This is a genomic window from Achromobacter sp. 2789STDY5608621, from assembly GCF_001299375.1.
GTDB classification, from domain to species: domain Bacteria; phylum Pseudomonadota; class Gammaproteobacteria; order Burkholderiales; family Burkholderiaceae_B; genus Achromobacter; species Achromobacter insuavis.
Genome location: NZ_CYTU01000009.1, coordinates 87,830 through 112,055, shown reverse-complemented (window position 1 = coordinate 112,055; position 24,226 = coordinate 87,830). Strand labels below are relative to the sequence as shown.

The window sequence follows — 24,226 nt, the reverse complement described above, 5'->3', positions numbered from 1 at the left end:
GAAGGCGACGCGGTCGAGGCCGCGGTCGACGAGGTGCTGTCGGTCGGCCGCCGCACCGGCTGCGCCACGGTGCTGTCGCACCACAAATGCATGATGCCCGCCAACTGGGGCAAGAGCGCGGCCACGCTGGCCAACATCGACCGCGCCCGCGCCGACGGCGTGGACGTGGCGCTGGACATCTATCCCTATCCCGGCAGCTCCACCATCCTGATTCCGGAGCGCGCCGACCAGATCGACGACATCCGCATCACCTGGTCGACCCCGCATCCGGAATGCGGTGGCCAGTCGCTGGCCGAGATCGCCGCGCGCTGGGACTGCGACCCGGTCACGGCCGCGCGCCGCCTGTGTCCCGCCGGCGCGATCTACTTCGCCATGGATGAAAACGAGGTGCGCCGCATCTTCCAGCACGAGTGCTGCATGGTGGGCTCCGACGGCCTGCCCAACGACGCGCATCCGCATCCGCGCCTGTGGGGCAGCTTCACGCGCGTGCTGGGCCGCTATGTGCGCGAGGCCGAGCTGCTGACGCTGGAGGCGGCGGTGGCCAAGATGACGGCGCTGCCGGCGCGCGTGTTCGGCCTGGCGGACCGCGGCCGGCTGGCCGTCGGCGCCTGGGCCGACGTGGTGGTGTTCGACGCCGACACGGTGCGCGACCGCGCCACCTGGGACGCGCCGACGCTGGCCTCGGCCGGCATCGAGCACGTGCTGGTCAACGGCTGCCCGGTGTTTCCGGCGGCGCCCGAGACGCAGCGCCCCGGCAGGATATTGCGCCGCGATGCCAGCATCGCGGGCGCGCCCACGCTTTCCCCATAACAAGCAGAACCGATCCCCACAGGAGACAACCCCCATGATCCGCAAGACTTGCGTCGCCCTGGCGCTGGCCGCCCTGTTGCCGGCGGCCCACGCCGAATTCCCCGACCGTCCCATCACCTTGATCGTGCCGTTCCCGGCCGGCGGTCCCACCGACATCGTCGGCCGGCTGGCCGCGGCCAAGGCCGGCGAGATCCTGGGGCAGCAGATCGTGGTGGAGAACCGCACCGGGGCGTCCGGCACCATCGGCATGGCCGCCACCGCGCGCGCCAAGCCGGATGGCTACACCGTGGGCCTGGCGACCGTCAGCACCCACGGCACCGCGCCGCACCTGTTCCCGAACCTGGCCTACGACCCGGTCAAGGACTTCACGCCGGTCAGCAACCTGGTGACCAGCCCCAACATCCTCAGCGTCAATCCGCAGTATCCGGCCAAGACCCTGGCGGAATTCGTCTCGCACGTGCGCGCCAATCCGGGCAAGGACGGCTACGCCAATGCCGGCGCCGGCGGCATCAACGACCTGGGCATGATCTGGTTCCTGCAGATCACGGGCGGCAAGATGAACAGCATCTCCTACCGCGGGTCGGCGCCGGCGCTGACCGACGCGGTGGGCGGGGTGGTGCCGGTGATCTTCGACAACTTCCCGTCGTCGCTGCCGTACATCAAGAGCAAGCACCTGCGTCCGCTGGCGATTACCGGCGCGGCGCGCAATCCGCGCCTGCCGGACGTGCCGACCTTCGCCGAGCAGGGCTACAAGGACTACGACGTCACCGCCTGGTACGGCGTGGTGGGGCCGGCCGGCATGCCGGCCGACGTGCGCGACAAGCTGGCGCAGGCCTTCGCCAAGGCGGTGCGCGACCCCGCCACCGCAGCCAAGATGGAGGAAACCGGCGCGTTCCCGCTGGGCAACACGCCGGCCGAATTCGGCGCGCAGATCCGCGCCGAGCGCGATCGCTGGAAGACCGTGATCGACCAGGCGCAGATCAAGCTGCAATAGGCTGGAGCGCGGCGCGGCGCGGCCGGCCCCTGGGCCGGCGGCCTCAGTACACGTCGCGGCGGTAGCGGCCGTCGTGCCGCAGCGCCTGCAGCGGCTCGTCGCCGAGGATGTCGCGCAGCGCGGCATCGACGCCGCCGGCCATGCCTTGCAGGCTGCCGCAGACGTAGATCGCCGCGCCTTCGGCGATCCAGGCGCGCACATCGCCGGCCTGCTCCAGCAGGCGGTGCTGCACATAGCGGCGCTCGGGCTGGTCGCGCGAATACACCCGGTCCAGGCGGGCCAGCGTGCCGTCCTCGCGCCAGGCGTCGAGTTCGGCGCCGCAGAAGCGGTCATGCGCGGCGTTGCGTTCGCCGAACAACAGCCAGTTGCGCGAGTGCCCGGCGGCGCGGCGCGCCTTGATCAGGGCGCGCAGGCCGGCGAGCCCGGTGCCGTTGCCGATCAGGATCAGCGGCCGGCTGTCGGCCGGCGCGTGGAAATTGCGGTTGCCGCGGATCCGCAGGTCGATCGGATCGCCCACTTGCGCGATCTCGGTCAGCCAGCCGCTGCCCACGCCCAGCGCGCCATCGGCGCCGCGCATCTGGCGCACCAGCAGTTGCAGCGCGCCGTCGGCCGGCAGCGAGGCGATCGAGTATTCGCGGTGCGGCTGCGGCGCGCCGTCGCGCGTCAGGCGCGGGCCGATTTCGGCGATATCGCCGGCCAGCCAGACCGGCGCGCTGGCTGCGGGCGGCGCCAGCGTCAGCAGGTAGCACGGGCCGCCCTGGCTGCCGGGGTTGAGCAGTTCGCGGCCGGCGAGCCGCCAGGACGCATAGGCCGGCGCTTCCCAATCCGGCAGGTCGCCGCGGCCGGCCAGCAGGCCCAGGTGATGCTGCCAGTGGCGCAGGTCCGCCGGATTGCCGTCGTCGACCTCGACCCGGTCGAACAGCGGCGTGGCGCCGTGCCGCCGCAACCATTCGTCGAGGCGGCGGCCGAAGCCGCAGAAATGGGCGTATTCGCTGTCTCCCAGCGCCAGCACCGCGTATCGCAGGCTGCCCAGCGACGGCGTCGCGGCCTGCATCGTCTGGCTGGCGAAGGCCGCGGCCGCGTCGGGCGGATCGCCTTCGCCGTAGGTGCTGGCGATGAACAGGATGCGCCGGCTGGCGGCCAGGCGCGCGCCATCCAGTTGCGCCAGCGGCGCGACGCGCACGGCCAGGCCGCCGGCCTGGAGCGACTGCGCGGTCTGCGCCGCCAGCGCTTCGGCATAGCCGGTCTGGCTGGCGTAGGCCACCAGGATGGCGTCGTCTCCCTGGGGCGCGTCCAGCTCGCGCAGGGCCTGCGCCGCCAGGGTCTGGCGCCGCCGCGCACGATGCCACGCCCAGCCGCACAGCAGCAGCCAGGCCAGCACCACGCACGCGGCGGCGATCCAGCGGGACGTCATGATTCAGCGCGCGACGGCCAGGGCCTGGAAGGCCGCGCTGGCATCGACGCGGTAGCCGCCGGCGTCGCGCATGATGAACAGCGCCGCCAGGCGGTGGCGTTCGGCGTAGGCCAGCCCGTCGCGTTCGCCGAGCACCGTCAGCGCGGTGGCCAGCGCATCGGCCTGCATGCAGTGGGCGTGCAGCACGGTGACCGAGGCGACGCCGTTGCGCACCGGCTGGCCGCTGCGCGGGTCGATGGTGTGGGCATAGCGGGCATCGCCTTCGCCGGCATAGCGGCGGTAGTCGCCCGAGGTGGCGATGGCCAGGTCGCGCAGCGGCAGCGCCAGCGCGTGGGCGTCGCTGCCGTCGGGCACTTCCACCGCGACGCGCCAGGGCTGGCCGTCGGGGCGCTGGCCGCGCGCGCGCAGCTCGCCGCCCACCTCGACCAGGTAATCGGTCAGGCCGAGCGCGTCCAGCGCCTGCGCGGCGCGGTCCACGCCATAGCCCTTGGCGATGGAAGACAGATCGAGATAGATGCCACCCGGCTGGTGCGCGGCCTGGCGCGCGGAGTCCAGGGTCACGCGGCGCCAGCCGCAACGCGCGCGGGCGGCGTCGATCGCGGCCGGCGAGGGCGGCTCGAAGCCGCGCTGCCACGGGCCGAAGCCCCAGGCGTTGACCAGCGGGCCGACCGTCGGGTCATAGGCGCCATCGCTGTCTTCGGCCAACGCCAGCGCGTGGCGCAGCACATGGAAGAAGGCGGCCGGCAGTTCGCGCCAGCCGGGGCCGGCGCGGTTGTAGCGGCTGATGTCGGATTCGGCTTCCCAGGTGCTCATCTGCGCCACCACCTCGTCCAGCGCGGCCTGGATCGCCTGGCGCGCGGCCGCTTCGTCGCGGCCGGCCGGCAGGGCCAGCCGCGCCGACCAGGTGGTGCCCATGGTGGCGCCCGCCAGCGCGGCGGCGCGCGCCGGCAGGCCGCCGAAGCTCACGCGCGGCGCGGCCGTGACCGCGCCGCGCGGCGCATAGGAAGGCGTGTCCGACATGCCGGCGGCAACCGTCAGGGTTGCAGCACTTCGACGGTGCCGGCGTACGACAGGCGGCGCTTCTTGGCCTGCGCCACCGTCACCTTGGCGTCTTCGGTGCCGGCTTCCACCCAGTACAGGCCCGGCTGCGGCCACTTGACCGAGAACTTGCCGTCCTTGTCGGTCTTGACGGCGATCTCGCCGACCTTGTCGCGGTAGCGGGCGCCGCCCGGCACGAGGGTCACGTCGAGGTCGGCGGCGGGCTTGCCGTCCAGCAGCATCTGGAAGCTGGCGGATTCGCCGCTGTACAGGTCGTTCGGGTGCGTCACCGGCGCCAGCTCCAGGCCGCGGCCCACGGGCTTGACGGCGCTGGGCTTGCCGGCGGTGACGAAGGTTTCGACGCGGCCCAGGCTCTGCGTGACTTCCAGGTCGGCGGCGTTGGCCGGCACGGCCTGCGCCAGGCCCTCGGGCTTGCCGAAGTAGCGCTTGGGCTTGCCGTCTTCCTTCCAGCGCGCGAACACGCCGTCGTTGACCACGGCGATGCGGTAGGTGCCGCTCTGCTTGAGCTGCAGGTCGAAGGTGCTGCGCAGCTTGCCACGGTTCAGGTTCTCGGCCTCGGCGGCGGAGCCGTCCGGCGCCACCACGGCCAGGCCGTCCAGGCGCAGCGGCGCGTGGTTGAAGTAGAACTTGTCGTTGCCGACGGCGGCGTCCACGGTGATCCAGCTGTCGGTGCCGGACAGCACCGTCGAGGACGGCACCATCCAGACGTCATGGGCCTGCGCGGCGAAAGGCAGGCTCAGGGCCAGGGCGGCGGCCAGTTTGGCGGCGGATTTCATGGTGGCTTTCCTCAGGGTCAGGGTTTCAGGTCCAGGGCGATGGCGCCCAGCTCGTGTTCGCCGCGCGCGGTCAATTGCTCGGCCTTCTGCGGCGGCCACTGGAAGGGAATGCGCAGCAGCTCGCGGCCGCCGACTTCGCGCGCCGCTTCCACCACCACCGCGTACTGGCCCGGCTTCAGGCTGGCCAGCGGTTTGGCGGCGGCGTCGAATTGCAGGGCGTGCTTGCCGACCGGCTTGGTGGCGCCGCTGACGCCGTCCACCGGAAAGGTCTGGTTGCGGCCGCTGCGGCGCCACCACTGGCGCATATCCTTGAGCCACTCGGTGCCTTCGTTGTTCTTCTTGGCCACGTCGTACCAGACCGCCAGGTCGGCGGCCACGCTCTGGTCGGGATTCTCGATCCAGATCGCGACGTAGGGGCGGTGGTATTCGGCCACGTCCAGGCGCGGCACCTCGATGGACAGGCCGATGTCGGCGGCATGGGCCGTTCGGGCGATCAGGCCGGCCAGCATGGCCGACAACAACAGCTTGCGCATGGATATCTCCAGGGCGGATCGAATGGATCAGTGAATGAAAAGCAGCGCCAGCACCAGCGGGATGACGACGCCGAGGCCGACCATGGGCCAGGTGGCGCCGCGGTTGCCCGCGTGCATCTTGAGCAGCACCAGCCCGGTCAGGGCAAAGACCAGACAGGCGATGGCGAAGATATCGAGGAACCAGCTCCAGGCCTGGCCGGTATTGCGGCCCTTGTGCAGGTCATTGAGATAGGCGATCCAGCCGCGGTCGGTGCGTTCGTATTCGATATCGCCGCTGGCGCGGTCGATGGACAGCCAGGCGTCGCCGCCGGCGCGCGGCAGCGACAGGTAGACCTCGTCGGCCGACCATTCGGCCGGCTTGCCGCCAGTGGCGGTGTCCAGTTCGCGGTCGAGCCATTGGACGACGGCGGCGGGCAGGGGGCCTTTCTTCTGGCCGGCGGGCGCCGCCAGCTGGGCCAGCACGGGCTCGGGCAGGCGCGCCTCGCGGTTGGTGACGCGGGCCCTGGCTTCGATGTGGGAGGCGTTGTTCAGGGTCAGCCCGGTCACCGCGAACAGCAGCATGCCCAGCAGGCACAGCGCCGAGCTGATCCAGTGCCATTGGTGCAGCGTCTTGAGCCAGTAGGCTCGGCGGCGGGGGGAGGCGTGACTGTCCATGGTGGGGGGAAAATACAAGGGCCGGAGTCTAACACTCAATGAGAATGAATCTTATAAAACACATCGTTAATGTGGGAAGGAAATTTCAATCGGTTTCGGACTGGTCGCGGGCGGGGATAAGATAGGTCACCCGTTACACACCACCGGAGGTCGTCATGCTTGACTCGCAAGTCGTGGATCAGATCGGTCGTCACTGGGGTTGGGTGGCATTGCGCGGCGTCGTCGCCATCCTGTTCGGCCTGATGGCCATGTTCATGCCGGCGATCACGCTGTCGGCGCTGGTGCTGGTGTGGGGCGCGTTCGCGCTGGCCGATGGCGTGCTGGCGCTGATCGCCGGCATCCGCATCCGCGACCAGGGCAAACCGTTGTGGGCCTTGATCATCGTCGGCCTGTTGGGCGTGGCGGCCGGCATCGTGACGTTCCTGTGGCCGGGCCTGACGGCGCTGATCCTGCTCTACATCATCGCCATCTGGGCGCTGGTGGCCGGCGTGTTCCAGATCGCCGCCGCGATCCGCTTCCGCAAGGACATCCGCAACGAATGGTTCCTGGGGCTGTCGGGGCTGGTGTCGATCCTGTTCGGCGCCATGCTGATCATGCAGCCGGGAGCGGGCGCGCTGGCGCTGGTCTGGGTCATCGGTATCTATGCCGTGTTCTTTGGCATACTGCTGCTGGTCTTTTCCTTGCGCCTCAAGCAGCACCGCGCGCCCTGAGCCCATGTCCGCCTACCAGACCCTGATCCCCCTGAATTTCCTGGCCGTGGGCCTGGGCGCCATGTGCGGCGCGTGGGCCCGCTGGCTCGTCAGCCTGTGGCTCAACACCGAGGCCTGGCCCTGGGGCACGCTGGCGGCCAATCTGGCGGGCGGCTACCTGGTCGGCCTGGTGCTGGCGCTGGTGGCCGGCCATCCCGAATGGCCGGCCTGGGTGCGGCTGGCGGCCGTCACCGGCTTCATGGGCGGCTTGACCACGTTCTCGACCTTCTCGGCCGAGACCGTGGCCATGCTGGAGCGCGGCGCGTACGCCGGCGCGCTGGGCTACGCCGGCATCAGCCTGATCGGATCGTTGTTGCTGACCGGCCTGGGGCTGGCCACCGTCAGCGTGCTGCGCTGACGCGCGCGGCGCTCAGGCCGCCGGTCGCCGCCGGCCCTTGACGGCCAGGCGGCGCGTCAGTCGCTGGCGCGCGGATTCAGCACCCGCGCCGCTTCCAGGCCGCTGCGCACGGCGCCTTCCAGCACCCCGGGGTAGCCGGTGTCGGTCCAGTCTCCCGCCAGGGCCAGCGTGGGCCAGGGGGTGCTGTTCAACGGCCGGGTCAGGCCCGGCACCGCCGCGAAGGTGGCGCGCTTCTCGATGAACAATTCCGCCGAGGTCACTTCCGGCATCGGCGGCAGCCGCTGCGGATGGCCGGCGGCCTGTTCGGCCACCTGGTCGATCAGGGCCTCGATGGCCTGCTGGCGGTTGCGGTCGGCCAGGCTGGTGGCGACGCTGGCGACCACCGCCAGTTCGCCGGCCTGGGCATCGCCGGCCAGCTGCGCGCGGTCGAACAGCCATTGGCCGACGTGGCCGCGGGCCGGTTCCTCGCGCAGCATCATCATGGGCTCGGGCAGCCGCCAGGGGCCGGCCAGGCGCAGGTTGAGCGTCGCGATCGGCAGGTAGTCGAAGGCGCGCAGCGCGTCCAGCAGGCCGGTCGCGCCGGCCGCCCGCAGCGGCGCTTCCAGCAGGCGCGCGGCGAAGGTCGGCGGCACCGCCAGCACGGCGGCGTCGAAGCGTTCCTGGTTGATGTCGATGCCGTCTTCGGACGGCCGCAACTGGCGCACCGTGCTGCCATAGCGCATGGTGACCTGGCGCGCGGCGGCGTCCGGCCACAGCGCCGACAGGTCGGTGCAGGGCAGCAGCAGGTCGCTGTCCTCGCGGCTGCCGGCCAGGCTGTCGCGCAGCACGCGGGCGAACAGGCCGGCGCTGGCGCTGGCCACGGGCGTGTTCAGGGCGGCCAGGCAGAGCGGTTCCCAGACCTGGCGGATCAGGGCGTCGGACTGGCCGTGGTAGTGCAGCAGCTGCTGCACGGTCCAGTCGCGCGGCGGCGTCCAGGACATGGCGCGCAGGCCGCGCATCAGGCGCAGCGTGGCGAAGCGGTCGGACCACGACAGGCCGCGCGCGCCCAGGATCGCCACCGCCATGTGCAGGGGCGCGGGCAGGCGCGGCGCCGACAGCCGGAAGCGGCCGTCCAGGCTGGCCAGCCGCAGCGACCGGCGCATCAGCAGGGCATCCGGGTTGCGGCCCACCCGGCGCATCAGCGCCAGGGTGTGTTTGTAGGCGCCGGACAGCAGGTGCTGGCCGTTGTCCAGCGGCGATTCGAAGCCATCGTGGAACACGCGCCGGGCGCGGCCGCCGGGCGTGTGGCCGGCTTCGAAGACGGTGACCTTGGCGCCGGCCTCGCGCAGGGCGACGCTGGCCGCCAGGCCCGCCCAGCCGGCGCCGATGACCGCCGCCTTCACCGTGCCAACCGGCGGACCAGTCCGCGTCCGCCGCCCACCCAGGTCTTCCACGCCAGCCACAGCTTGCGCAGCGGGGTCAGCGAGATGCGCTGGTGCAGCACCTGCCAGTTGTCGCGCTCGATTTCATCGAGCAGCGCGTGATAGATCGCCGCCATCATCAGGCCGGGGCGCTGCGCGCGCCGGTCGACCTCGGGCAGGCTGCGCATCGCCTCGCGGTACAGCTCGCGGGCGCGTTCGGCCTGGAACTTCATCAGGGCCGAGAAGCGCTCGGAATATTCGCCATTCAGGATGTCCGAGGCCTTGACCTCGAACTGCTGCATGTCGTTGACCGGGATATAGATGCGGCCGCGGCGGGCGTCGTCGCCCACGTCGCGGATGATGTTGGTCATCTGGAACGCCAGGCCGAGCTTTTCGGCGTAGACCAGCGTGGCCGGATCGGTATAGCCGAAGACGCCGGCCGACAGCTCGCCCACCACGCCGGCGGCGTGCCAGCAATATTTGCGCAGGCCGGGCCAGTCCAGGTAGCGGGTCTGGTCGAGGTCCATTTCCATGCCGTCGATCACCGCCAGCAGGCGTTCGCGCGTGATCGAACAGCTCTGCAGGTGCGGCAGCAGCGCGCGGGTCACGGGATGGTCGGGCTTGCCGTCGAACATCTGGTCGACCTGCGTGCGCCACCACGCCAGCTTGATGCGCGCCAGCGACGGATCGGTGCATTCGTCGACCACGTCGTCGACCTCGCGGCAATAGGCGTACAGCGCCGTGATGGCGCGACGCCGCTCGGGCGGCAGGAACAGGAAGGAATAGTAGAAGCTGGAACCGCTCTTGGCGGCTTTCTCCTGGCAGTACTCGTCAGGGGTCATAGTTGGCAGGGCCGTTTACTTACTTGATGGAGCGCCACAGCATGATGGCCCAGTCCTTGGCGCCCAATTCGGGTCGGTTCATGAATACATCGTAGCCGCTCGCCTCGATCCGCTCCAGCACGCGCAGCCCGCCTTGCACCACCAGGCGCAGCTCCAGGCCGATGCGGCCCGGCAGGCGGCGCGCCAGCGGAGCGCCGAAGTGTAGCAGCGCGCGGGTGCGTTCGACCTGGAACGCCATCAGCGCGCGCCAGGCCGGCGTCAGGCGGCAGGCCGCCAGGTCCTCTTCCGAGATGTCGAAGCGGCGCAGGTCTTCCTGCGGCAGGTAGACGCGGTGCTTGTGCCAATCGACCCGCACGTCCTGCCAGAAGTTCACCAGCTGCAGCCCGGTGCAGATGGCGTCCGACTGCTCCACGTTCTGTGGATCGGCGGCCTCGAACAGGTGCAGCATCAGCCGCCCGACCGGGTTGGCCGAGCGGGTGCAGTAGTCGGCCAGCGCGGCGTAGTCGTCGTAGCGCTTGACGCCGATGTCCTGCTCGAAGGCCGACAACAGGTCGTAGAACGGCGTGATGGGCAACTGGTGGCGGGCGATGGTGGCGGCCAGCGGCACGAAGATGCCGGCCAGTTCGGGCGCGCCGGGCGCGGGCACGGCGCCCGGTTCGGCGCCGATGCGGTGCAGTTCGGCGCGGAACGCCGCCAGTTGGGCCAGCCGCTCGTCGTCGCTGGCGCTGCCTTCGTCGGCGATGTCGTCCGCCGCCCGGGCGAACCGGTACAGATCGGTCACGGCGCCGCGCAGCCTGCGCGGCAGCAGCAGCGAGGCGACGGGAAAATTCTCGTAGTGATCGATGGGCATGGTCTGGTCCTGCTTTCTGACTGCGGTCTGGCCGCGCGGGCCGGATTACGGTCATTTTAGAGTACGCGCGCCGTCGCGGCCCCGCGCCGCCGACACGCCGATCAGTTAGACTTAAGCGCCACAGGATCTCACACCATGCCCCGCCCAATTTCAGCCACCGTTTCCGTTTCCGCCCTGGCCCACAACCTGGCCGCCGTGCGCAGCCACCTCGACCAGACCGCCGCCGCGGCCGCCGGCCTGCCGCCGTCGATCTGGGCGGTCATCAAGGCCAACGCCTACGGCCACGGCATCGAACAGGCCGTCGCCGGGTTTTCCAAGGCGCAGGGGCTGGCCATGCTGGACCTGGACGAGGCCGTGCGCTGCCGCGAGGCCGGCTGGGGCGGCCCGATCCTGCTGCTCGAAGGCTTTTTCAATCCGTCCGACCTCGAGATCGTCGACCGCTACCACCTGAGCATCACCGTGCACCAGCGCGAACAGCTCGACATGCTGGCCCGCGCCCGCCTGACGCGCCGCGTGGACATCATGCTCAAGCTCAACAGCGGCATGAACCGGCTGGGCTTCTCGCCCGCCGCCTATGCCGCCGCCCACGAGCGCGCGACGCTGCTGCAGCAGCAGGGCGTGATCGGCTCGATCGGCCGGATGACCCATTTCGCCTGCGCCGACGGCCCCCAGGGCATCACCGAGCAGATGGCCGTGTTCAATTCGGTGACGCATAAGATGACGGGCCCCGTCAGCGTCTGCAACTCGGCGGCCACGCTGCGCTTCGCCGAGGTCGCCGTCGGCTCCGAGACCCAGGCCCACTGGGTCCGTCCCGGCATCTGCCTGTACGGCGCCTCGCCCTTCGCCGACGCCGAGGCCAGCGCCTTCGGCCTCAAGCCGGCCATGTCGCTGCGCTCCGAGATCATCGCGGTGCAGGAACTGAAGGCCGGCGACTCGGTCGGCTACGGCGCGCTGTTCCGCGCCGACCGCGCCATGCGCGTCGGCATCGTCGCCTGCGGCTACGCCGACGGCTACCCGCGCCACGCCGCCACCGGCACCCCGGTGGTCGTGGCCGGCATCCGCACCCGGCTGGTCGGGCGGGTGTCGATGGACATGCTGATCGTCGACCTGGACCCGATTCCGGCCGCCGGCGTCGGCGCTCCGGTGTCGCTGTGGGGCGAAGAGGGCCCGTCGGTGGACGAAGTCGCCCTGGCGGCCGGCACCATCGGCTACGAGCTGCTGTGCGCCCTGGCGCCGCGCGTGCCGGTCACCCGGGACGCCTGATCCTTTTTTGATCAACCCTGGGGCACTTTTCCGGCCCCGGCCTGTCGGATGCCTGATGGCGTCCGTTTTTTCGCCGGATACTTCCGCCCTCGGCGGCGAGCGTCCAGCATGCAAGAATTGCTACGCAATTTACAAGACAGCCAACGCCGGATGGTGTCTACTTGAAAAACCGGGCGCCCAGGCGCCCGTTTTCGCCCCAGTAACGAACGACGAGGTTTCGATCCATGAAGGACAAATGCGTGCTCATCACGGGCGCCACCAAAGGCATAGGCTGGGCCCTTACGCAACGGCTGTCCGACATGGGTTGTCATGTGGTCGGTATCGCGCGCAACACCGGAGACGTCGATTTCCCCGGCTATCTCTATGCCTGTGACCTGGCCGACGCCGGCCGCACCGAGGAAGTGCTGCGCGAGATCCGCGAGAAATTCCCGGTCGACGCCGTGGTCAACAACGTCGGCATCGCCTCGCCGCAGCCGCTGGGCGAAATCGACCTGGCCACCCTGTACAACGTGCTGGACCTGAACGTGCGCGTCGCCGTGCAGGTGACGCAGGCCTTCATCGAATCGATGAAGGTGCGCCGCGCCGGCCGCATCGTCAACGTCTGCAGCCGCGCCATCCACGGCGGCCTCGAGCGCACCGCCTATTCCGCCGCCAAGAGCGCGCTGGTGGGCTGCACCCGCACCTGGGCGCTGGAACTGGCCGAATACGGCGTGACCGCCAACGCGGTGGCGCCGGGCCCGATCGAAACCGAAATGTTCCGCGCCACCCGTCCCGCGGGCAGCGAGGGCGAAAAACGCGCGCTGGCCTCGGTGCCGATGAAGCGCCTGGGCACGCCGGCCGAAGTGGCCGCCGCCATCGCCTTCCTGCTGTCGGACGACGCCGGCTTCATCACCGGCCAGGTGCTGGGCGTGGACGGCGGCGGCAGCCTGGGCGGCCGCTCCTGACCGCCCGGATCGGGCCAGGCGGCGCGGCCCATCGTGGCTACGCCGCTCCTGGCCTTCGATAAAAAAACGGCGCCCGCGGGCGCCGTTTTTCTTGCCGCGGTTTCCCGGGGGAAACTCAGTACGGCCCGCCGGCCTTGCCGACCGGCTTGAGGTCCTTGAACTCGCCGGCCAGCTTTTCGGCCGCGCGCGCCAGCAGCACCGCGTCCACGCCCACCGCCACGAAGGTCGCGCCCAGCGACAGATAGTGTTTGGCCTGCGCCACGCCGCTGTGCAGGATGCCGGCGGCCTTGCCCGACTTGACGATGCGGCCGATGGCCGCGTCGATGGTGCGGGTGACTTCGGGATGCTCGGGCTGGCCCAGGTAGCCCATGCTGGCCGACAGGTCGGCCGGGCCGATGAAGGCGCCGTCGACGCCGTCCACGGCCAGGATGGCTTCCAGCGCGTCCACGCCGCGCGGCGTCTCGATCTGCACCAGCACGCACATCTCGTCGTTGGCGCGCTCCAGGTAGTTGGGGATGCGGTTCCAGCGCGACGAACGCGCCAGCGCGCTGCCCACGCCGCGGATGCCCGTCGGCGGATAGCGCACCGCGGCCACGGCGGCGGCGGCTTCCTCGGCCGACTGCACCATCGGCACCAGCAGCGTCTGCGCGCCGGTGTCGAGGATCTGCTTGATCTGCACCGGGTCGTTCCAGGCCGGGCGCACCACCGGCGCGACCGGATAGGCCGCTACCGATTGCAGCTGCGCCAGCGTGGTCTGCAGCGTGTTGGGGGCGTGCTCGCCGTCGATCAGCAGCCAGTCGAAGCCGGCGCCGGCGATGATCTCGGAGGTATAGGCGCTGGCCAGGCCGGCCCACAGGCCGATCTGGGGCGTGCCGGCGCGCAGCGCGCGTTTGAATTGATTGGTCAGGATATCCATGGGCCGCGTGGGGATCAGATGAAGTGGCAGTTGACGGAGCCGAGCACGCCGTAGTCGACGTTGAAGGTGTCGCCGGGGCGCGCGGCCACCGGACGGGTGAAGGAACCCGACAGGATGATCTCGCCCGCTTCCAGCGCCACCTCATGCGCGGCCAGCTTGTTCGCCAGCCATACTACGCCATTGGCGGGATGGTTCAAGACGCCGGCGGCCACGCCGGTCTCCTCGATCACCGCGTTGCGCGACAGGATCGCGCCGATCCAGCGCAGGTCCAGCTCGCCGATCTTCACCGGCCGCCCGCCCATCACCACGCCGGCATTGGCGGCGTTGTCGGCGATGGTGTCGAACACCTTGCGCGGACGCTTGCTGTCGGGGTCGATGCCGTGCGAGCGGGCATCGATGATCTCCAGCGCCGGGATCACGTACTCGACCGCGTCGTACACCTGGAACAGGGTCACGTTCGGGCCTTGCAGGCGCTTGCCCAGCACGAAGGCCAGCTCCACTTCCAGCCGCGGCAGGATGAAGCGGCTGGCGGGAATATCGCCGCCGTCCTCGAAGAACATGTCGTCCAGCAGCATGCCGAAATCGGGTTCGTCGATCTGCGACGACAGCTGCATGGCGCGCGAGGTCAGGCCGATCTTGTGGCCGCGCTTGACGCGGCCTTCGCCCAGCTTGATGTCCATCCAGGCGCGCTGGATGGCGTAGGCGTCGGCGATGGTGATGTCGGGATGCTCCAGCGAGATCTGGCGGATCTGCTGGCGGGAGCGTTCGGCGTCGTGCAGGCGCGCGGCCAGCGCGCGCACGGTGGTGGAATCGAGCATGCGGGGTATCCAGGTGGGGGAAATCAGTCGGGGTGGGGCGCCAGCGTGTTGACCAGCCGGCCGATGCCGTCGATCTCGGTCACGACTTCGTCGCCCGGCTGCACGTTGACGATGCCGTCGGGGGTGCCGGTCAGGATCAGGTCGCCCGGCGACAGCGTCATGAAGCCGCTGAAGTAGGCGATCAGGGCGGGGATGTCGAACACCATGTCGCGGGTGTTGCCGCGCTGCGTCTCGACGCCGTTGACGGTGGTGCGCAGGTCCAGGTTCATGGGGTCGGGCACGTCGTCGCGGTCCACCAGCCACGGCCCCAGCGGGGTGCAGGTGTCGCGGCTCTTGACGCGCAGGTTGGGGCGATACCAGTTTTCCAGGTAGTCGCGCAGCGCGTAGTCATTGGCCACGGTGTAGCCGGCCACGTACTCATAGGCCTGATCGCGCGTCACGTTGCGGGCGGTCTTGCCGATCACCACGGCCAGCTCGCATTCGTAGTGCATGAAGCCCACGTCCACCGGCCGCAGCGTCTGCGCCCGGTGGCCGACGAAGGTGTTGGCCGCCTTGAGAAAGCCCAGCGGCTCGGCCGGCGCCTTGAACGCCAGTTCCTTGGCGTGGTCGGCGTAGTTGATGGCCAGCGTGAAGGTGGTGCGCGGCTCGATCGGCGGCAGCCAGGTCACGGCGTCCTCGGCCAGCTCGCGGCCGTCGGCCAGGCGGATGCGGCCGTGGCCGGCGTCGGTGGCGGCGTGAAGGGCGCCTTCGTAGGCGATGCGTGCGTGTTTCATGGCGGGTTCCGTGGGGCGCCTCAGGCGCCGGCGATGAGCGTGTTGCCGAGCGTGCCGACCTGGGCGATGCGGATCTCGTAGCGTTGGCCCGCACGCGCCAGCGGCGCATCGGCGCGGGCCCCGGCCAGCAGGATGTCGCCGGGCTCGAAACTCATGAAGGCGGTGACGTCGGCGATCAGGCGGGCCACCGGGCGCACCAGGTCGGCGGTGCTGGCGCGCTGCGCCAGCTCGCCGTCGATCCAGGTCTCGATGCCGAGCGCGTCCGGATCCGGCACCGCCGTCACCGGCGCGAGGTCGCGGCCGATGGGGCAGAAGCCGTCGCGGCATTGCTGCTTGAGCGCGGGGCGGAAGTAGCTGTCGTGCGGCGCCGACAGGTCGGCCACCACGCGATAGCCGGCCACGTGGGCCAGCGCCTCGGCTTCGCTGACGCGGCAGGCGCGCCGGCCGAACACGATGCCCAGGGTGGCGCCGATGCGCACCTCGGGCACGTCGGCCGGCAGCGTGATCGCGTCGCCATCGGCGGCATGGGTGTTGGCCGGCTTGATGTACAGCACCGGCGCGCGCGGCGCGGCCTGGTAGGGCGGCGCGTTCATCGCCTCGCCCAGCGCGGCGAGCGCCTGGCGCGTGTTGAGCGCGGCGCCCGCCACGGTGCGCGGCAGCGCGGCGGCGCGCGCCGCCAGGTAGTCGCGGTAGTTGCTGTGCTTGTAGTTGAGCACCGCGTCGGCCTCCTCGACCTGCAGCGACAGGCCCAGCGGCCGGCGCGCCATTTCCGGCGCCAGCGCGTCGCGCAAGGCCTGGAACGCGCGTTCGCCCAGTGCCGCCTGCTGCGCGGCGCTGCGGCCGTGGCCGATGCGCAGCAGCACGTGCACGAAAGCGTTGTCGGGATGGCCGTCGGCGATCAGGTAGTCGTCCACCCGCACGGCGCGGGTGCGCGCCCCGGCCAGCGGATACAGGCTGCCGTCGCCGACGGCGGCGTCCTGCACCGCGCGCATCAGGGCGCGGGTGTCCAGGTCCAGGTTGGCGGAGTACTCAATCCAGATATGTGGCATGACAGGCGCGGGACCAGCCCTCTCCGGCATATTGTTAGCATGTTAATTATCATAGTGAAAAAGCGGGGCCGCGGCAATCGCCGGCGCGCCCGCGCGGCAGGGGTTTTCCGCCGTTGACAGGGCCACCGTCGGCGCATAAAGTTAACGAGTTAACTAAATTCTCGAGCCGCCCGCCGCATTGGCGCCGGCCGTCCGCCCAAGGCGAGGAGACGCACGTGAGCATCAAGCACTGGATCAATGGCAGGCAGGTCGACAGCGCCGACCGCTTCACCACCTTCAACCCGGCCACCGGCGAGGCCATCGACGAAGTCGCCGCCGGCGGCCAGGCCGAGATCGACGCCGCGGTGGCCGCCGCGGCCGAGGCCTTTCCCAAGTGGGCCGGCACGCCCGCCAAGGAGCGCGCGCGGCTGATGCGCCGCCTGGGCGAACTGATCGACCGCAACGTGCCGCAGCTGGCCGAGCTGGAAACGCGCGACACCGGCCTGCCGATCTCGCAGACGCGCAAGCAGCTGATCCCGCGCGCTTCCGAGAACTTCACCTTCTTCGCCGAAGTCTGCACCCGCATGAACGGCCACACCTATCCGGTGGACGACCAGATGCTGAACTACACGCTGTACCAGCCGGTCGGCGTGTGCGCGCTGGTGTCGCCGTGGAACGTGCCCTTCATGACCGCCACCTGGAAGACCGCGCCCTGCCTGGCGCTGGGCAACACCGCGGTGCTGAAGATGTCGGAGCTGTCGCCGCTGACGGCCGACCAGCTCGGCCTGCTGGCGCTGGAGGCCGGCATTCCGCCCGGCGTGCTCAACGTGGTGCAGGGTTATGGCGCCACCGCTGGCGACGCGCTGGTGCGCCATCCCGGCGTGCGCGCGATCTCGTTCACCGGCGGCACCGTCACCGGCAAGAAGATCCTGGCGAGCGCGGGCGGCATCAAGAAATATTCGATGGAGCTGGGCGGCAAGTCGCCGGTGCTGGTGTTCGACGACGCCGACGTCGAGCGCGCGCTGGACGCGGCGCTGTTCACCATCTTCTCGCTCAACGGCGAGCGCTGCACCGCGGGTTCGCGCATCTTCGTGCAGGAATCGATCTACGATGATTTCGTGCGCCGCTTCGCCGAGCGCGCCAATCGCCTGGCGGTGGGCGATCCCTTCGACGAACAGACCCACGTCGGCGCGATGATCACGCGCCAGCATTGGGAAAAGGTCACCGGCTACATCCGCCTGGCCAAGGAAGAGGGCGCGCGCATCCTGGCTGGCGGCGCCGACGCGCCGTCGGGCCTGCCGGCGCGCCTGGCGGGCGGCAACTTCGTGCGGCCCACGGTGCTGGCCGACGTCGACAACCGCATGCGCTGCGCCCAGGAAGAGATCTTCGGTCCGGTCGCCTGCCTGATCCCGTTCAAGGACGAGGCCCACGGGCTGGCGCTGGCCAACGACGTCAAGTACGGCCTGGCGTCGTACATCTGGACTAGCGATATCGGCCGCGCCCACCGGCTGGCGCGCGGCATCGAGGCCGGCATGGTGTTCATCAACAGCCAGAACGTGCGCGACCTGCGCCAGCCGTTCGGCGGCACCAAGGAATCCGGCACCGGCCGCGAGGGCGGGGAATACAGCTACGAAGTGTTCGCCGAGATCAAGAACGTCTGCGTCTCGATGGGCAGCCATCACATCCCGAAGTGGGGCGTCTGAACCCCATCCGGCAAGACAACCAGGAGACAAACACCATGGGCAAGCTCGCGCTGGCGGCCAAGGTAACGCACGTGCCGTCGATGTACCTATCCGAAATGCCCGGCCGCCACCATGGCTGCCGTGAAGCCGCGATCCAGGGGCACCGCGCCATCGGCCAGCGCTGCCGCGACCTGGACGTGGACACGCTGGTGGTGCTGGACGTGCACTGGCTGGTGAACGCCGGCTATCACGTCAATTGCAACGAGCGCTTCGCCGGCCGCTACACCAGCAACGAGCTGCCGCATTTCATCAAGGACATGGACTACGCCTATCGCGGCGATCCCGCGCTGGGCCGGCGCATCGCCGAGTGCGCCAGCGCCGCCGGCGTGGCCACCCGCGCGCACGAGATCGCCAGCCTGGAGCTGGAATACGGCACGCTGGTGCCCATGCGCTACATGAATGGCGACGACCGCTTCAAGGTGGTGTCGGTGGCGGCCTGGTGCGCCTGGCATGCTTTGGAAGACAGCCGCCGCTTCGGCGCGGCGCTGCGCCAGGCCATCGAGCAGAGCGACAGCCGCGTCGCGGTGCTGGCCAGCGGTTCGCTGTCGCACCGCTTCAACGACAACGGCAGCCCCGAGGCCGCCATGCACCAGATCAGCCGCGAGTTCTACCGCCAGGTCGACCTGCGGGTGGTGGACCTGTGGCGCCAGGGCGACTGGAAGACGTTCTGCGCCATGCTGCCGGAATACGCCGACCTGTGCGTGGGCGAGGGCGGCATGCACGACACCGCCATGTTGCTGGGACTGCTGGGCTGGGACGCCTACGACCGGCCGGCCGAGATCGTCACGGACTACTTCACCAGTTCGGGCACGGGCCAGATCAACGCGATCCTGCCCGTGCCGGACTGAGTCATTCGGCCGGATCGCGCTTGATCAGGTCGACCATCGCGTCGACGTCGGCGTACAGGCGGTCGAGCAATTCCTTGCCGATCCGGTCCTCGATTTCCTGATACTTGGCATCCACCTGCGGCCGCATGCGGTCGATCAGCTTGTTGCTCTTGGGCGTCAGCGAGATTTCCTGGCGCCGCTGGTCGGCGTTCGAGCGCACCCGCTTGATCAGGCCCTGTTCCTCCATGCCGGCCAGCATGCGGGTCAGGCTGGGGCTGAGGATCTGGCAGCTGCGGGCGATCTGGTTGGGTTCCATCGCGCCGACTTCGCTCAGCGTGCGCAACACCCGCCATTGCTGTTCGGTGACGCCGGCCGCGTGCAGGATCGGCCGGAAGTGCGCCATCAGGGTTTCGCGCGCGTAGAGCAGCAGGTGGGGGAGGTTGCGGTGGTGGAAGCTCGGACTCATGTTGGCCATGTTAGCAAGAAGCCGATCAGTTTCTGACCGGATCTCGGGGGTATCAACGTCCAGGCCCGCAACGAAGGCGGGCCTGGACGGGTAAAGCGGAAAGCGGAAACGGGGTCAGGAAGCAGGGTTCTGCTGCGCCAGTTCCTGCAGGTCGTCGGGCAGGGTCAGGTCGGGGGCGCCTTGCTGCAATTCGTGCAGCGCCGTCACGGCGTCTTCCTGCTGGTCGTCCTGCATCAGCGCGCGGATGTGCGCCACGCGGGCCTCGATGTCCTGCTCGCTGAAGGCGACCGGCTCGCTGCTGGCGGCCTCGGCGGGTTGTTCGGCGGTGGCCGGCGCGGCTTCCGTGGCCGCCTGCTGGGCGGGAACGGCGGCGGGCGCGTCGGCGGGCGTCTGCACCGCGGCGCGCTGCACCGGCGCGGACGTCGGCTGCGGCGCGGGCGCTTCGGCGACCGCGGGCCGGGGCGCGGGACCGCGTTCGATATTGATGGCCGGCTCGTGCGACACGGCCAGTTGCGGCGCCGCGTCGGCATGCTCGGCGCTTTCACGCATGTCGGTCCAGACGAACAGGCCGGCGACCAGCGCGGCGCAGGCGGCGGCCGCCCAGCCCGGGTGCCAACTGCGGCCGGGATGCCAGGTGCGGCGCACGGCCGCGTCCAGTTCGGGGCTGCCGCCAGCCCTGGGCTTGCGATACAGGGCGCGCAAATCCAGTTCGTCGTCTTCGTCGAAGGGGGGGCGATAGGTAATGCTCATGCGCGTACTCCTCGCGCATACGCCTGGTGGCAAGGCGTATTCGCGTCTGACCTTGGCCTGTGCTGCGCCGGTGGTCCGGCGGTCTCGTCCAGGGGCGGGTCGTGTTCCGGTTTAGGTGGCCGTGTCTGCGGCCCAAGCGTCTCGCGATGCGCCGCGATTCCCGTCGTGCCGTCCTGTCGCACGGCGGCGCCGGGTATGCCGCCACATAACCGACGGTTCAACATTGCGCATCACCCGGTGATTATGCGCGATTTGCAGAAATCTGCCAGCGAATTTCTTCTGTTTGCATGGTGTAACTGTGACACGTCCCTGTTTATGCAAGCGAATTGAAAGCTGGCTGCACCAGGGCGGGGCAAAACCGCCGGTCCGGCGCGCCGCGGCGACGCGTCCGCGGCTCCCGGGCGCCGCCGTGTGCCGGTAAACTTGCGCCCATGGCTAAAACCCGAACCGTCTATGTGTGCGCCGAATGCGGCGGCACCACCCCGAAATGGCAAGGCAAGTGTCCGCACTGCAACGCCTGGAACACCCTGGAAGAAACCGTGGAGTCGGCCGCGCCGGCCGCCGCGGCCTCGCACCGCTACGCGCCGCTGGCCTCCAGCAGCCCGGTGCGCAGCCTGTCCGAGATCGAGGCGCGTGAAACGCCGCGCACCCCCACCGGGCTGGAGGAATTCGACCGCGTGCTGGGCGGCGGCCTGGTGGCCGGCGCCGTAGTGCTGATCGGCGGCGACCCCGGCATCGGCAAGTCGACCCTGCTGCTGCAGGCGCTGGCCTCGCTGTCGGAAAGCACCAACGTGCTCTACGTCACCGGCGAGGAATCGGCCGAGCAGGTGGCGCTGCGCGCGCGCCGGCTGGGGCTGCAGACCGGCAATGTCAATCTGCTGGCGGAAATCCGCCTGGAAGCCATCCAGGCCGCGGTGTCCGAGCAGAAGCCCAGCGTGGCCGTCATCGACTCGATCCAGACCCTGTACAGCGGCGAGCTGACCGCCGCGCCCGGCTCGGTGTCGCAGGTGCGCGAGTGCGCCGCGCAGCTGACGCGCCTGGCCAAGCAGACCGGCATCGCCATCGTCATGATCGGCCACGTCACCAAGGACGGCGCGCTGGCCGGCCCGCGCGTGCTCGAGCACATCGTCGACACGGTGCTGTACTTCGAGGGCGACACGCATTCGTCGTTCCGCCTGGTGCGGGCCTTCAAGAACCGCTTCGGCGCGGTCAACGAGCTGGGAGTGTTCGCCATGACCGACCGCGGCCTGCGCGGCGTCGCCAATCCCTCCGCGCTGTTCCTGTCGCAGCACGAGCAGCAGGTGGCTGGCTCCTGCGTGATGGCCACGCAGGAAGGCACCCGCCCGCTGCTGGTCGAGATCCAGGCGCTGGTGGACAGTTCCCACGCGCCCAATCCGCGCCGCCTGACGGTCGGCCTGGAGGGCAACCGCCTGGCGATGCTGCTGGCGGTGCTGCACCGCCATGCGGGCGTCTCGACCTTCGACCAGGACGTGTTCGTCAACGCCGTGGGCGGGGTGCGGATCACCGAGCCGGCGGCCGACCTGCCGGTGCTGCTGGCCATCATGTCGTCGCTGCGCGACCGGCCCCTGCCGCGCGGCCTGATCGCCTTCGGCGAAGTCGGCCTGGCGGGCGAGATCCGGCCCGCGCCGCGCGGCCAGGAACGCCTGCGCGAAGCCGCCAAGCTGGGCTTCTCGATCGCGCTCATCCCCAAGGCCAACGCGCCGCGCCAGCCCATCGAGGGGCTGGAGATCTGGGCGGTGGACCGGCTCGACGCCGCGCTCGACAAACTGCGCTGACGGGAGCCCCACGTGAGTCTGTTGCTGATCGCCCTGTGCCTGGGCGCGGGGTGCCTCATTGGCTTCATGGGCGGCGTGCTGGGCATCGGCGGCGGCATGATCGCGATTCCGGCGCTGGTGCTGCTGATGGGCATGTCCCAGCAGCTGGCGCAGGGCACCGCGCTGATCATGGTGCTGCCCACCATCATCATGGCGGTGCGCAAGTACAACCAGCAGACCCGCATCGACCGCCGCGTGGCGCTGGCCGGCGCGGGCGGCGCGGTGGTGTTCACCTGGGTCGGCGCGCGGCTGGCGCTGGGCATCGAGTCGGGCGTGCTGCGCCTGAGCTTCGCCGTGTTCCTGTTCTTCATCGCGCTGTTCTATGCCTGGCAGACCTGGCGCGCCGGCCTGGCCCGGCGCGCGCCCAGGGCCAGCGGCAACGCGCCGGTCTTCACGCCGCGCCGCGCCAGCGTGCTGGGCATGCTGTGCGGCACGCTGGGCGGTTTCTTCGGCGTGGGCGGCGCGGTGCTGGCGGTGCCCATCATCACCACGGTGTTCCGGCTGCCGCAGACCACCGCGCAGGCGCTGGCCCTGTGCATGGTGATTCCCGGTTCGGCGGTGGCGCTGGCGACGTATTCATGGGCCGGCCAGGCCGCCTGGCTGGTGGGCCTGCCGCTGGCCGCGGGCAGCCTGCTGTTCGTGCCGGTGGGCGTGCGCCTGGCCTATCGCCTGCCTGAACGAAAGCTGAGAGCCTGTTTCGCGGCGATGCTGTTCGCCACCGTGGCGCTGCTGATATTTGAAAGCTGAGCGTCGCAGGGCGCGCGTCGATTGTCACGATCCCATGACGAAGCGTTAACGTCGGAAAGGACGCGAAAATTCCGCGCATCGGGCTGAACCTTCGGCGGGGCGCGGGTTCCAACGGAGTACGGGTCATGCGGCGATGTTGCCGCCCCGTGTCGGAAAGGCCAAGGGGGCAGCCCCGCGGCCTTCACCATTAGGAGTTCATGTAATGACGACTCACTCCCGTATCGCTGCGTTCCTGTCCACTTCGGCCTTGTGCCTCGGTCTCGCTGCCGCGCCTTCGGCGTTCGCGGCGGGCGCCGATGCCACGACCAAGGCGGGCGAAACCAAGACCCAGGCGCAGCACAAGCATCACAAGTCCGACAAGACGTCCGCCAAACAAGGCGCCGAGAAATCGGGCGCTTCCAAGATGGACAAATCGGGCACCGCCACGACGCCTGCCAAGTAAGGCGTTGCGCAGTGCCGGATCGCAGGATCCCGTAGTTCCTTTGCACGGCGGACGGGTCTTCGGGCCTGAAAGTCGAAAGCCTCTCGGTATGGGCGCCGAGAGGCTTTTTCGTTTGTGCCGGCCGCGTTTGTGTTGCCGGTATTCGCGTCACGTGCACGGGAGCCGACGGCGCTGACGCGCCGCCGTTCCCGTCCGCCTCAATCCACCGGCGTGATCACGCGGCCCGTATCGAAATACGCCGCGAGGTTCTCCAGCATCAGGTCCTCCATCGACTGGCGCGTTTCCAGCGTGGCGCTGCCGATGTGAGGCAGCAGCACCGCCTGGTCGCTCTTGATCAGGGCCTCGGGCACCTTGGGCTCGTGCTCGAACACGTCGAGCGCGGCGCAGCCGAGCTTGCCGGCTTCCAGCGCGGCCACCAGCGCGGCCTCGTCGATGACCGGACCGCGCGCGATGTTGACGATGATGCCGCGCGGACCGAGCGCCTCCAGCACTTCGCGGTTGACCAGGTGGCGCGTGGCGGGGCCGCCCACGGTGGCCACGATCAGGAAGTCGGCCCAGGCCGCCAGGTCGGTCAGCGAGGCCTCGTAGCCGTAATCGATGTCGTCGCGCTTCCTGCGGTTGTGATAGCGCACCTGCATGTCGAAACCGACGCCGCGGCGGGCGATGGCCTCGCCGATGCGGCCCAGGCCCACGATGCCGAGCTTCTTGCCGCTGACGCGCTGGCCCAGCGGAATGCTGCCGTGCACCTGGCCCCACTGGCCGGCGCGCACGAAGCGTTCGCCCTGGCCCATGCGGCGGGCGCCGGCGATCAGCAGGCCCCAGGCCAGGTCCGCCACGCAATCGGTCAGCACGTCGGGCGTGTTGCTGACTTGCACGCCGCGCGCGTGCGCCGCCTGCACGTCGATGGTCTCGTAGCCCACGCCCCAGCTGCAGATGGCCTTCAGGTCGGGCAGGGCGTTGATGAGTTCGGCGTTGGCGCCGAAGTTGGCCGAGGTGACGACGGCGGTGACGCCCTTGCCGAGTTCGGCCAGGGCCGCCTTGCGATCCGGCTGCTTCCAGAGCTCGATGACGTCATAGCGCTCGGCGAGGCGCTGGTTGGCGGAGGGCGAGCCGGCCAGCGAGCCGACCTGGATGATGCGATGCTTGGTGGTCATGTTGTCGTACAGGTGGGTGGCGAAACCTTCATGCTACTTGATCCGGCCTTGAATCCGGCTGAGAGGGCGCGGGCCGCGGGAG

The 24,226-nt window shown here is 70.0% G+C and carries 25 protein-coding genes and 1 pseudogene; 11 read left to right on the top strand and 15 right to left on the bottom strand.

All coding sequences use genetic code 11. The annotated features are described in order from the left end of the window. Both AOZ53_RS11985 and AOZ53_RS11980 read left to right on the top strand, forming a co-directional pair. Nucleotides 1-810: pseudogene (locus AOZ53_RS11985) on the top strand (N-acyl-D-glutamate deacylase); the annotation flags it as partial. Between the two features lie 34 nt (nt 811-844). Next, nucleotides 845-1,804, top strand: a complete 960-nt coding sequence (locus AOZ53_RS11980; protein ID WP_054487907.1) for a tripartite tricarboxylate transporter substrate binding protein BugE — start codon at nt 845-847, stop codon at nt 1,802-1,804. 43 nt (nt 1,805-1,847) lie between these two features. On the opposite strand, the gene AOZ53_RS11975 is transcribed toward AOZ53_RS11980, so the two are convergent. From AOZ53_RS11975 to AOZ53_RS11955, 5 genes are read right to left on the bottom strand one after another with little or no spacing between them, the layout of a single operon-like run. Continuing rightward, the gene (locus AOZ53_RS11975; protein WP_054487906.1) at nt 1,848-3,218 is read right to left on the bottom strand and encodes a sulfite reductase subunit alpha; all 1,371 of its coding nucleotides are present in this window, start codon (nt 3,216-3,218) and stop codon (nt 1,848-1,850) included. Between the two features lie 3 nt (nt 3,219-3,221). After that, the gene (locus tag AOZ53_RS11970; protein ID WP_082385610.1) at nt 3,222-4,238 is read right to left on the bottom strand and encodes an FAD:protein FMN transferase; all 1,017 of its coding nucleotides are present in this window, start codon (nt 4,236-4,238) and stop codon (nt 3,222-3,224) included. A 14-nt stretch (nt 4,239-4,252) separates the two neighbouring features. Beyond that, nucleotides 4,253-5,053, bottom strand: coding sequence for a DUF4198 domain-containing protein (locus AOZ53_RS11965; RefSeq protein WP_054487903.1), 801 nt, complete (start codon nt 5,051-5,053; stop codon nt 4,253-4,255). Between the two features lie 17 nt (nt 5,054-5,070). Next, nucleotides 5,071-5,586 carry a DUF2271 domain-containing protein gene (locus tag AOZ53_RS11960; protein ID WP_054430191.1) on the bottom strand — a complete coding sequence of 172 codons (516 nt, stop codon included), beginning with the start codon at nt 5,584-5,586 and terminating at the stop codon, nt 5,071-5,073. Between the two features lie 27 nt (nt 5,587-5,613). Continuing rightward, nucleotides 5,614-6,240, bottom strand: coding sequence for a PepSY-associated TM helix domain-containing protein (locus tag AOZ53_RS11955; RefSeq protein WP_054430189.1), 627 nt, complete (start codon nt 6,238-6,240; stop codon nt 5,614-5,616). A 155-nt stretch (nt 6,241-6,395) separates the two neighbouring features. Here AOZ53_RS11955 and AOZ53_RS11950 point away from each other — a divergent pair, with 155 nt between their 5' ends. Both AOZ53_RS11950 and crcB read left to right on the top strand, forming a co-directional pair. Continuing rightward, nucleotides 6,396-6,950, top strand: coding sequence for an HdeD family acid-resistance protein (locus AOZ53_RS11950; RefSeq protein ID WP_054430188.1), 555 nt, complete (start codon nt 6,396-6,398; stop codon nt 6,948-6,950). Nucleotides 6,951-6,954: 4 nt separating this feature from the next. Next, nucleotides 6,955-7,347: a fluoride efflux transporter CrcB gene (gene crcB, locus AOZ53_RS11945; protein ID WP_054430187.1), complete on the top strand. Its 393-nt coding sequence runs from the start codon at nt 6,955-6,957 to the stop codon at nt 7,345-7,347. 56 nt (nt 7,348-7,403) lie between these two features. Here the strand turns inward: crcB and hpnE are convergent, their stop codons facing one another. The 3 genes from hpnE to hpnC are packed head-to-tail and all read right to left on the bottom strand — an operon-like array spanning nt 7,404 to nt 10,439. Then, on the bottom strand, nt 7,404-8,729 hold the full coding sequence (gene hpnE, locus AOZ53_RS11940; protein WP_054487901.1) for a hydroxysqualene dehydroxylase HpnE: 1,326 nt from the start codon (nt 8,727-8,729) through the stop codon (nt 7,404-7,406). Beyond that, complete coding sequence (gene hpnD, locus AOZ53_RS11935; RefSeq protein WP_054430176.1) at nt 8,726-9,589, bottom strand: presqualene diphosphate synthase HpnD; 864 nt, start codon at nt 9,587-9,589, stop codon at nt 8,726-8,728. The genes hpnE and hpnD overlap by 4 nt, the downstream gene beginning before the upstream one ends. 19 nt (nt 9,590-9,608) lie before the next feature. After that, complete coding sequence (hpnC, locus tag AOZ53_RS11930; protein ID WP_054487899.1) at nt 9,609-10,439, bottom strand: squalene synthase HpnC; 831 nt, start codon at nt 10,437-10,439, stop codon at nt 9,609-9,611. A 135-nt stretch (nt 10,440-10,574) separates the two neighbouring features. Between hpnC and alr the strand changes: the two genes are divergently transcribed. Then, the gene (gene alr, locus AOZ53_RS11925; RefSeq protein WP_054487897.1) at nt 10,575-11,702 is read left to right on the top strand and encodes an alanine racemase; all 1,128 of its coding nucleotides are present in this window, start codon (nt 10,575-10,577) and stop codon (nt 11,700-11,702) included. A gap of 224 nt (nt 11,703-11,926) precedes the next feature. Continuing rightward, nucleotides 11,927-12,646 (top strand): SDR family oxidoreductase, encoded by a 720-nt coding sequence (locus tag AOZ53_RS11920; RefSeq protein WP_006396065.1) that lies wholly within the window; start codon nt 11,927-11,929, stop codon nt 12,644-12,646. A gap of 115 nt (nt 12,647-12,761) precedes the next feature. On the opposite strand, the gene hpaI is transcribed toward AOZ53_RS11920, so the two are convergent. The 4 genes from hpaI to AOZ53_RS11900 are packed head-to-tail and all read right to left on the bottom strand — an operon-like array spanning nt 12,762 to nt 16,202. After that, entirely contained in the window at nt 12,762-13,562 is an 801-nt protein-coding gene (gene hpaI / locus AOZ53_RS11915) for a 4-hydroxy-2-oxoheptanedioate aldolase (RefSeq protein ID WP_054430167.1), read from the bottom strand. Between the two features lie 14 nt (nt 13,563-13,576). Continuing rightward, nucleotides 13,577-14,380, bottom strand: a complete 804-nt coding sequence (hpaH, locus tag AOZ53_RS11910; RefSeq protein WP_054487895.1) for a 2-oxo-hept-4-ene-1,7-dioate hydratase — start codon at nt 14,378-14,380, stop codon at nt 13,577-13,579. A gap of 23 nt (nt 14,381-14,403) precedes the next feature. Further along, on the bottom strand, nt 14,404-15,153 hold the full coding sequence (locus AOZ53_RS11905; protein ID WP_054487893.1) for a fumarylacetoacetate hydrolase family protein: 750 nt from the start codon (nt 15,151-15,153) through the stop codon (nt 14,404-14,406). Between the two features lie 20 nt (nt 15,154-15,173). Next, nucleotides 15,174-16,202 (bottom strand): fumarylacetoacetate hydrolase family protein, encoded by a 1,029-nt coding sequence (locus AOZ53_RS11900; RefSeq protein WP_054487891.1) that lies wholly within the window; start codon nt 16,200-16,202, stop codon nt 15,174-15,176. Nucleotides 16,203-16,417: 215 nt separating this feature from the next. Between AOZ53_RS11900 and hpaE the strand changes: the two genes are divergently transcribed. Continuing rightward, a complete protein-coding gene (gene hpaE / locus AOZ53_RS11895) occupies nt 16,418-17,884 on the top strand; it encodes a 5-carboxymethyl-2-hydroxymuconate semialdehyde dehydrogenase (protein ID WP_054475406.1) in 1,467 nt (488 codons plus the stop codon). A 35-nt stretch (nt 17,885-17,919) separates the two neighbouring features. Beyond that, a complete protein-coding gene (hpaD, locus tag AOZ53_RS11890) occupies nt 17,920-18,771 on the top strand; it encodes a 3,4-dihydroxyphenylacetate 2,3-dioxygenase (protein ID WP_054430155.1) in 852 nt (283 codons plus the stop codon). Nucleotide 18,772: 1 nt separating this feature from the next. On the opposite strand, the gene hpaR is transcribed toward hpaD, so the two are convergent. Both hpaR and AOZ53_RS11880 read right to left on the bottom strand, forming a co-directional pair. Beyond that, complete coding sequence (gene hpaR / locus AOZ53_RS11885) at nt 18,773-19,216, bottom strand: homoprotocatechuate degradation operon regulator HpaR (protein WP_035361752.1); 444 nt, start codon at nt 19,214-19,216, stop codon at nt 18,773-18,775. 114 nt (nt 19,217-19,330) lie between these two features. Next, nucleotides 19,331-19,966, bottom strand: coding sequence for a hypothetical protein (locus AOZ53_RS11880; RefSeq protein ID WP_054430154.1), 636 nt, complete (start codon nt 19,964-19,966; stop codon nt 19,331-19,333). A gap of 431 nt (nt 19,967-20,397) precedes the next feature. Between AOZ53_RS11880 and radA the strand changes: the two genes are divergently transcribed. The 3 genes from radA (at nt 20,398) to AOZ53_RS11865 (ending at nt 22,990) form a co-directional block, all read left to right on the top strand. Further along, the gene (gene radA / locus AOZ53_RS11875) at nt 20,398-21,762 is read left to right on the top strand and encodes a DNA repair protein RadA (protein ID WP_006396055.1); all 1,365 of its coding nucleotides are present in this window, start codon (nt 20,398-20,400) and stop codon (nt 21,760-21,762) included. A gap of 12 nt (nt 21,763-21,774) precedes the next feature. After that, the gene (locus tag AOZ53_RS11870; protein WP_054430150.1) at nt 21,775-22,548 is read left to right on the top strand and encodes a sulfite exporter TauE/SafE family protein; all 774 of its coding nucleotides are present in this window, start codon (nt 21,775-21,777) and stop codon (nt 22,546-22,548) included. Between the two features lie 202 nt (nt 22,549-22,750). Continuing rightward, nucleotides 22,751-22,990 (top strand): hypothetical protein, encoded by a 240-nt coding sequence (locus AOZ53_RS11865; RefSeq protein ID WP_054475412.1) that lies wholly within the window; start codon nt 22,751-22,753, stop codon nt 22,988-22,990. A 197-nt stretch (nt 22,991-23,187) separates the two neighbouring features. Here the strand turns inward: AOZ53_RS11865 and AOZ53_RS11860 are convergent, their stop codons facing one another. Next, nucleotides 23,188-24,144, bottom strand: coding sequence for a 2-hydroxyacid dehydrogenase (locus AOZ53_RS11860; protein WP_054430146.1), 957 nt, complete (start codon nt 24,142-24,144; stop codon nt 23,188-23,190). Nucleotides 24,145-24,226 lie beyond the last annotated feature (82 nt).